The 8,336-nt window shown below is 73.2% G+C and carries 6 protein-coding genes, 1 rRNA gene and 1 pseudogene; 7 read left to right on the top strand and 1 reads right to left on the bottom strand.

All coding sequences use genetic code 11. From position 1 onward, the window contains the following. The 3 genes and pseudogenes from rrf to ACZ5WG_RS34425 form a co-directional block, all read left to right on the top strand. A 5S ribosomal RNA gene (gene rrf / locus ACZ5WG_RS34435) occupies positions 1-91 on the top strand; the annotation flags it as partial. Positions 92-677: 586 nt separating this feature from the next. Next, a pseudogene (locus ACZ5WG_RS34430) lies at positions 678-1,703 on the top strand (hypothetical protein); the annotation flags it as partial. Positions 1,704-1,775: 72 nt separating this feature from the next. Then, the gene (locus ACZ5WG_RS34425) at positions 1,776-2,642 is read left to right on the top strand and encodes a tetratricopeptide repeat protein (RefSeq protein WP_468728378.1); all 867 of its coding nucleotides are present in this window, start codon (positions 1,776-1,778) and stop codon (positions 2,640-2,642) included. A 69-nt stretch (positions 2,643-2,711) separates the two neighbouring features. Here the strand turns inward: ACZ5WG_RS34425 and ACZ5WG_RS34420 are convergent, their stop codons facing one another. Beyond that, entirely contained in the window at positions 2,712-3,983 is a 1,272-nt protein-coding gene (locus ACZ5WG_RS34420) for a DUF1015 family protein (protein ID WP_468728359.1), read from the bottom strand. 109 nt (positions 3,984-4,092) lie between these two features. Here ACZ5WG_RS34420 and ACZ5WG_RS34415 point away from each other — a divergent pair, with 109 nt between their 5' ends. From ACZ5WG_RS34415 to ACZ5WG_RS34400, 4 genes are all read left to right on the top strand, one after another. Next, positions 4,093-5,124 carry an HAD hydrolase-like protein gene (locus ACZ5WG_RS34415; protein WP_468728358.1) on the top strand — a complete coding sequence of 344 codons (1,032 nt, stop codon included), beginning with the start codon at positions 4,093-4,095 and terminating at the stop codon, positions 5,122-5,124. Positions 5,125-5,288: 164 nt separating this feature from the next. Next, positions 5,289-6,335: a FecCD family ABC transporter permease gene (locus tag ACZ5WG_RS34410; protein WP_468728356.1), complete on the top strand. Its 1,047-nt coding sequence runs from the start codon at positions 5,289-5,291 to the stop codon at positions 6,333-6,335. After that, positions 6,332-7,393 (top strand): FecCD family ABC transporter permease, encoded by a 1,062-nt coding sequence (locus tag ACZ5WG_RS34405; protein WP_468728355.1) that lies wholly within the window; start codon positions 6,332-6,334, stop codon positions 7,391-7,393. Before ACZ5WG_RS34410 ends, ACZ5WG_RS34405 begins: the two co-directional genes overlap by 4 nt. Next, complete coding sequence (locus ACZ5WG_RS34400; RefSeq protein ID WP_468728354.1) at positions 7,390-8,247, top strand: ABC transporter ATP-binding protein; 858 nt, start codon at positions 7,390-7,392, stop codon at positions 8,245-8,247. Before ACZ5WG_RS34405 ends, ACZ5WG_RS34400 begins: the two co-directional genes overlap by 4 nt. The last annotated feature ends 89 nt before the right edge of the window (positions 8,248-8,336 follow it).

Raw genomic sequence — 8,336 nt, 5'->3', positions numbered from 1 at the left:
GCCCGGTTACATTCCGAACCCGGAAGCTAAGCCTTTCAGCGCCGATGGTACTGCAGGGGGGACCCTGTGGGAGAGTAGGACGCCGCCGAACAATCTTTCAAAGGACCCTTGGTCCAGCGTTCAACGCTGGACCAAGGGTCCTTTTTTGTTTTTCACCTCTTTACGCCGAAGCGCGGCCATGGGTTGGTTGCGCGAGAATGACTAGCGGTACCCCGAAGACAGGAGTCACACCCATGTCCAACTCTCCCGACGATCGTCCGGAGCGCGAGCCTCGGCGCAACGACGGCGGTGACAGGGGCGGCTACCGCGGGGGCCGTGACGACCGTGGCGGTGACCGTGGTGGCTTCCGCCGCGACGACCGCGGTGGCCGGCCGACCGGTGGCGCTGGTGGCGCCGGCGGTGGCGGCGGTTTCCGCCGTGACGACCGCGGTGGCCGTCCCTCCGGCGGCGGTGGCGGCGGTTTCCGTCGCGATGACCGCGGTGGCGACCGTCCCTCGTACCCGCGTCGTGATGACGACCGTGGTGGTTTCCGCGGTGGTCGTGACGACCGTGGCGGCGACCGTCCGTCGTACCCGCGCCGCGACGACCGTGGCGAGCGTCCTTCCGGCGGCGGTGGCGGCGGTTTCCGTCGCGATGACCGCGGTGGCGACCGTCCGAGCTTCCCGCGTCGTGATGACGACCGCGGTGGGCGTCCCTCGTACCCGCGTCGTGATGACGACCGCGGTGGTTTCCGTGGCGGTCGTGACGACCGTGGCGGCGACCGTCCGTCGTACCCGCGCCGCGACGACCGTGGCGAGCGTCCCTCCGGCGGCGGTGGCGGCGGCTTCCGCCGTGACGACCGCGGTGGCGACCGTCCGACCGGCGGCGGCTTCCGCGGCCGTGAGGACCGTCCGTCCTACCCGCGTCGTGACGACCGTGGCGGCGACCGTCCGAGCTACCCGCGCCGCGACGACCGTGGTGACCGCCCCGCCGGCGGTGGCTTCCGTCGCGATGACCGCGGTGGCGAGCGTCCCTCGTACCCGCGTCGTGATGACGACCGTGGTGGTTTCCGTGGCGGTCGTGACGACCGTGGCGGCGACCGTCCGTCCTACCCGCGTCGCGATGACCGCGGTGGCGAGCGCCCCTCGTACCCCCGTCGTGACGACCGCGGTGGCCGGCCTACCGGTGGCGCCGGCGCCGGCGGCGGTTTCCGTCGCGATGACCGGGGCGAGCGTCCTTCGTACCCGCGTCGTGATGACGACCGTGGTGGTTTCCGCGGTGGTCGTGACGACCGTGGCGGCGACCGTCCGTCCTACCCGCGCCGTGACGACCGTGGCGGCGACCGCCCGTCCTACCCGCGCCGCGATGACCGTGGCGGCGACCGTCCGAGCTACCCGCGCCGTGACGACCGCGGCGAGCGTCCCGCCGGTGGCGGTTTCCGCCGCGATGACCGCGGTGGCGAGCGTCCCTCGTACCCGCGTCGCGACGACGACCGTGGTGGGCGTCCTTCGTACCCGCGTCGTGATGACGACCGTGGTGGTTTCCGTGGCGGTCGTGACGACCGTGGCGGCGACCGCCCGTCGTACCCGCGCCGCGACGACCGCGGTGGCGACCGTGGCGGATTCCGCGGCCGCGATGACCGCGGTGGTGACCGCGGTGGCTACCGTGGCGGCCGTGATGACCGTGGCGGCGACCGCGACTACCGTGCGGACCGCGACCGGGACCCGGTCAAGCGGCTTCCGATCGACGAGGACGTCACCGGTCTCGAGATCGACGCCGACGTCCGCCAGGAGCTCCTGAGCCTGCCCAAGGGGCTGGCCGAGGAGGTCTCCCGGAACCTGGTCATGGTGGCCCGGCTGATCGACGAGGACCCGGAGCAGGCGTACGCGTACTCGCGCATCGCCCTGCGCCTGGCCTCCCGTGTCGCCGCCGTGCGCGAGGCCGCCGGCTTCGCCGCGTACGCCACGCAGAAGTACAGCGAGGCGCTCGCGGAGTTCCGCGCCGCCAAGCGCATGACCGGATCCGTCGAGCTGTGGCCCGTCATGGCCGACTGCGAGCGCGGCCTCGGCCGCCCCGAGCGCGCGCTGGCCATGGCCGGCGAGCCCGAGGTGCAGAAGCTGGACAAGGCCGGCCAGGTCGAGATGCGCCTGGTCGCCGCCGGTGCGCGACGGGACATGGGGCAGCTCGAAGCCGCCATCGTGACCCTGCAGAGCCCGGAGCTGGCCTCCCACTCCGTCCAGCCGTGGACCGCGCGTCTGCGGTACGCCTACGCCGACGCCCTGCTGGCGGCCGGCCGTGAGGACGAGGCGCGCGAGTGGTTCGCCAAGACGGTCGAGGCCGACAAGGACGGCTCGATGGACGCCTCCGACCGGCTCGCCGAGCTGGACGGGGTCGAGTTCGTCGACGCGCTCGTCGGCGATGAGCCGGACGAGATCGACGACGAGGACGACGAGCAGGACGACGCCGAGGTGGCTGCCGCCGAGCGCGCGTCCGACCAGGCCGAGTACTACGACGAGGACGACGAGGAGTACGAGCCCCTCGAGCGGTCCGAAGCGGACGCCGACGTCGACGTCACCGACGAGATCGTCGTCGTCGAGGACGAGGACCGGGACAACGAGCAGGACCGGGACGACGAGCAGGACCAGGCCCGCGACAAGGGCTGAGCGCTGAATCGGCTCGATTGAGAAAGGGCGGTACCCCTCCGGGGGTACCGCCCTTTTTCGCGTCCGCGGTCAGTCCAGGCTGCGCAGCACCAGGCCCGTGGCCGGCTTCGGTCCGAAGGAGGTGGACTTGCGGGGCATCGTCACGCCCTGGCGGGCCAGGTCCCGGACGACTTCCTCCCGTACGGGGTGCAGCAGGACCGCGGTGCCGCCGTGGCGCTCGGCCATGGCGACGGTGGCCGCCGCGTCGTGGATGTACGTGATCTGGTCCGGGGTGTCGGGGATCTGCCACAGGGCGTCGAGCAGCGTCGCGTGCAGGACGGTCGCGTCGAGCCGGCGCCAGGCCTCGGGGCGGTCGCGGCGTACGGTGCGCTCGAGAAGGTCCAGGTCCGGGTCGGTGACCAGGTGGAAGGTCCCGTCGCCGGTCAGGAGGAAGGCGTTGCCCCGCTCCGCGGCGTCGGCGAGGGCCTCCAGGGCGAGCGGCAGCGGGCCCTCGACCGGGCGGACCCGGAAGCGGCCCTCGACGGCGGCCAGGGCGTCCGCGAGCGGGAGGCGGCGCAGCATCCGGTGGATCGCGCGAACCTGGAGCGGGTAGCGGGCCGTGTCGACGAGGAGGACCAGGCCGAAGTCCCATGCGGTGGGGGACTGGTGCTCCTCCTGGAGGCGCAGGTACGTCGCCCAGCGGTGGTGTCCGTCGGCGATGAGGGCCTGGCGGTGGCCCAGGTCGGCGGTGACGGCGGCCAGGTCGGCGGGGTCGGTGATGGCCCAGAGCCGGTGCCGGAAGCCGTCCTCGGTGGTGGTGGCCAGCAGGGGCGGGCCCCCGGCGGTCCGCTCGACCACCTCCGCAGCCCCGGCCGCGGGATCGTCGCCGCGGTAGGTGAGCAGGAGCGGCTCGAGATTGGCCGACGCAGCACGCATCAGGCCGGCCCGGTCGGTGACCACGTCCGGCATGACGTCCTCGTGCGGGAGCACGATGCCCGCGTCGGGCTGCGTCAGGGCGAGGGCGCCGATGACGCCGCGCTGGAGCAGGCCGGCCTTGCGCTGCTCGTAGACGTAGAGCGCCGGCTCGGGGTCGGCGCTGAGGATGCCCTTGGCGAGCCAGTCGTGCAGGGTGCGCGCGGCCTGTTCGTTGCGCGCGGCAGGGGTGTCGGCCTGCGGAAGGATCAGGCGGACGATGTTGTGCGGGTCGGCGGACTCGAGGTGGTCGACGCCGTCGGGGCGTACGACCACGTCGTACGGCGGTGAGGTGACGGCGGCCAGGCTGCCGACACGCTCCGGGACGTAGCGCAGTCCATGGAAGGGGATCAGGCGCAGCCCGTCGTCCGCAGTACCAGATGTGGTCATTGGTGCATGGTAAGACGCGTCTCGCGATGCGGGATGATCGGGTGAGGAAGACCTCGGCGCAAATGCAACCGAGGCCGATCGAGGACCGAACGGACAGGGAGCCGACAGGATGACCCGGCAGAGCAGGACGAGTCCGGCGGGCAGCGAGCGCAGCCTGCACCAGGCGTACGACACGGCCCTGCTGGACCTGGACGGCGTCGTGTACGCGGGCGGCGAGGCCATCGCGTACGCGGCGGAGTCCCTCGCCGCGGCCCGGGCCGGCGGGATGCACCTCGCGTACGTCACGAACAATGCGCTGCGCACCCCCGACGCGGTTGCCGAGCACCTGGGCGAGCTGGGGATCCCGACCGAGCCCGGCGAGGTGATCACCTCGGCGCAGGCCGTGGCCCGGCTGATCTCGGAGCAGGTGGAGCCGGGGTCGAAGGTGCTGGTCATCGGCGGCGAGGGGCTGCGGGTCGCGCTGCGCGAGCGGGGGCTGGTGCCGGTGGAGTCCGGCGACGAGGAGGGCCTCGCGGCGGTCGTCCAGGGGTACGGGGGCCCGGATCTGCCGTGGTCACGGTTCGCGGAGGCCTCGTACGCGATCCACCGCGGGGTGCCGTGGTACGCGTCGAACACCGATCTGACGATTCCGGGGGCGCGCGGGATCGGCCCCGGGAACGGGGCCGCGGTGGAGGTCGTACGGATCGCCACGGGCGCGGAGCCGCAGGTGGCGGGTAAGCCGCTGCCCCCGATGCACCGGGAGACGGTGCTGCGGACCGGGGCGGAGCGGCCGCTGGTGGTCGGGGACCGGCTGGACACGGACATCGAGGGGGCCTTCAACGGGGAGGTGGACTCGCTGCTGGTGCTGACCGGGGTGACGGACGCGGCGCAGCTGCTGCGGGCCGAGCCGCGGCACCGGCCGACGTACGTGGACCGGGATCTGCGCGGGCTGCTGACGGGCCAGCCGGAGGTCGTGGCGGCCGGGGAGGGCTTCCGCTGCGGGGGCTGGACCGCGGTGGCTGCGGCGGGCGTACTGGAGCTGCGGGGCGAGGGCGATCCGGTCGACGGGCTGCGGGCGCTGTGCGCGGCGGCCTGGACGCAGGCCGGCGAGGGCGCGTGCGCGCTGGACGCGGGGAAGGCGCTGGCCCGGATCGGGCTGTAGACGGATCGGACCGCAGGCGAGGGCGCCGGGGCGTTCGGCAGGGGCCTGCGCGGGACATGGGCGGGCCTGCGCGGGACATGGGCGGGGCCTGCGCGGTGCGGCCGCGAGGAGGCCGGCGGATCCTGAAGGCCAGATCAGGAGCAGGGTAGGCTAACCTAACTTCCGTGTTGGTCGAGAGTCCCCCTGAACAGAGCGCGGCGCCGGTCGCCGCCGTCCGCCCGCGCCATGCGGCGCGCGCCGCCGGTCTGCTCGGCGCCCTCGCGGTGCTGGCCCTGATCGTGGTGGCGAGCATCGCCGTGGGCGCCAAGCAGATGCCCCTCGACCAGGTCTGGCACGGCCTGTTCCACTACGCGGGGACGCCCTCCGACGTGGTGGTGCGCGATCTGCGGGTCCCGCGCACCCTCCTCGGGCTGATGGTCGGGCTCGGGCTCGGCCTGTCCGGTGCGGTGATGCAGGCGCTGACCCGCAATCCGCTGGCCGAGCCGGGGATCCTCGGCGTCAACGCGGGTGCCGCGGCCGCCGTGGTCTCGGCGATCACCTTCCTCGGGGCCTCCTCGCTCAGCGAGTTCGTGTGGTGGGCCTTCCTGGGCGCCGCCGTCGTCTCCGTCGTGGTCTACGTGCTCGGCGGCAGCCGCAGCGCGACGCCGGTGCGCCTCGCGCTCGCCGGTACGGCGGCCAGCGCGGCCCTGGTCGGCTACATCAACGCCGTGCAGCTGATGGACAGCAAGGCGCTGGACAAGCTCCGCTTCTGGACCGTGGGCTCGCTGGCCTCCGCGAACATGGACACCGTCCGACAGGTCGCGCCCTTCCTGCTGGTGGGCGCTGTGATCGCGCTGTCGCTGGGCCGGCCGCTCAACGCGATGGCCATGGGCGACGACACCGCGCGGGCCCTCGGCGCCCACCTGACGCGGACCCGGATCGGCGCCATGGCCGCCATCACCCTGCTGTGCGGGGCGGCGACCGCCGCCTGCGGGCCGATCGTCTTCATCGGGCTGATGATCCCGCACCTGGTGCGGCTCATCACCGGGCCCGACATGCGGTGGGTGCTCGCCTACTCGGCGGTCCTCTCGCCGGTGCTGCTGCTGGGCGCGGACGTCATCGGCCGGGTCGTCACCCGGCCCGCCGAGCTCCAGGTCGGCATCGTCACCGCGCTGATCGGCGGACCCGTGTTCATCTACCTCGTCCGGCGCAAGAGGATGGCCCAGCTGTGACCGTCGACCTTCGGGCGGACAAGCCCGGATCCCGTCCCCTGCGCGGCCCCGGCGGGCTGTCCCTGCGGCTGGAGCCGCGTGCGCTGACGGTCGGGCTGCTGCTCACCGTGGCCGCGCTGTCCATGGGCGTCGTACTCATCGGCACCGGCGACTTCGAGATCGCGCCGTGGGACGTCGTACAGACCCTGCTGGGCAACGGCACGCCGGCGCACGACTTCATCGTCAACGACCTGCGACTGCCGCGGGTGCTGGTCGCCCTGCTGGTCGGTGCCGCCCTCGGCATGGCCGGCTCGGTCTTCCAGTCCGTCTCCCGCAACCCGCTCGGCTCCCCGGACCTGCTCGGCTTCAGCTACGGCTCCTCGGTCGGCGCGCTCACCGTGATCGTCCTGTTCAAGGGCGGCGCGACCGAGGTGGCGTCGGGCGCGCTGGTGGGCGGGCTGCTCACCGGCGTCCTCGTCTACCTGCTGTCGTACAAGCGCGGCATCCACGGCTACCGGCTGGTGCTGGTCGGCATCGGCGCTTCGGCGATGCTCGTCGCCGTCATCAACTACCTGCTGACCAAGGCCCAGCTCGTCGAGGCCACCCGGGCGATGGTCTGGCTGACCGGCTCGCTCGCCGGCCGGGACTGGAGCCAGGTCTGGCCCCTGCTGGGGACCTGCGCGGTGCTGTTCCCGCTGGTGCTCGGGCAGGGCCGGGCCCTGCGGATGATGGAGATGGGCGACGACGCCGCGTACGCCCTCGGGGTACGGGTGGAACGTACGCGGATGCTGCTGATGCTGGCGGCCGTCCTGCTGACCACCGCGGCCGCCGCGGCCGCCGGACCGATCTCCTTCGTCGCGCTGGCCGCGCCCCAGCTGGCCCGGCGCCTGACCCGCTCGCCCGGGTCGAACCTGCTCACCGGCGCGCTGATGGGCTCCGTCCTGCTGCTCGTGTCCGACTGGGCCTCGCAGCGCGCCTTCGGCGCCGACCAGCTGCCGGTGGGTGTGGTGACCGGGCTGGTCGGCGGTGTCTATCTGCTCTGGCTGCTCGTCACCGAGCGCCGGGCGGGACGTATATGAGCACGTATATGAGCAACTCAAGGAGTACGCACGTGCAGCGGCTGACCGCGCAGAACGTGACCCTCGGCTACGAGCAGCGGGTCATCGCCGAGAACCTGTCGGTGGAGATCCCCGACCACTCCTTCACGGTGATCGTCGGCCCCAACGCCTGCGGCAAGTCCACGCTGCTGCGGGCCCTGTCGCGGATGCTGAAGCCGTCCGCCGGGCAGGTGCTGCTGGACGGGCAGGCCATCGGGTCGATGCCGGCCAAGAAGGTCGCCAAGACGCTGGGCCTGCTGCCGCAGTCCTCGATCGCGCCGGACGGGATCACCGTCGCCGACCTGGTCTCGCGGGGCCGGTACCCGCACCAGGGGCTGCTGCGGCAATGGTCGCCGGAGGACGAGCGGATCGTCCTCGAGTCGATGGCCTCGACCGGGGTCGCCGAGCTCGCGGACCGGTCGGTGGACGAGCTGTCGGGCGGGCAGCGACAGCGCGTGTGGATCGCGATGGCGCTGGCGCAGCAGACGCCGCTGCTGCTGCTGGACGAGCCGACCACGTACCTGGACATCCAGCACCAGATCGACGTGCTGGACCTGTGCGCGGAGCTGCACGAGACGCAGGGGCGGACGCTGGTGGCGGTGCTGCACGATCTGAACCATGCGGCTCGGTACGCCACGCACCTGATCGCGATGCGGGGCGGCAAGGTCGTCGCGGAGGGGCCGCCGGCCGAGGTGGTCACGGCGGAGCTGGTGGAGGAGGTGTTCGGGCTGCGCTGCCAGATCATCGACGATCCGGAGACGGGGACGCCGCTGGTGATCCCGGCTGCGCGCAGGCCACTGGCCGGGCGCTTGGCGGGCTCCGGCGCCGCGGGCTGAGGTCCGGGCGCAGCCCCTGGCGTCCGTGCGGCGCCGTTGCCGGGGGCCCCGCCCCCGGCCCCGCACCTCAGAAGCCGGCGGGAGCCGGG

This window comes from Streptomyces sp. NPDC032745, from assembly GCF_055579465.1.
Note: the sequence above shows the minus strand (reverse complement) of the source record. Positions and strands in the feature narration are given on the sequence as shown.

What these genes read in the sequence shown, in the direction of transcription:
- ACZ5WG_RS34415 (WP_468728358.1), top strand. Translation starts at nt 4,093, where the DNA reads ATGACCCGGCAGAGCAGGACGAGTCCGGCGGGCAGCGAGCGCAGCCTG.
- ACZ5WG_RS34420 (WP_468728359.1), bottom strand. Translation starts at nt 3,983, where the DNA reads ATGACCACATCTGGTACTGCGGACGACGGGCTGCGCCTGATCCCCTTC.
- ACZ5WG_RS34400 (WP_468728354.1), top strand. Translation starts at nt 7,390, where the DNA reads ATGAGCACGTATATGAGCAACTCAAGGAGTACGCACGTGCAGCGGCTG.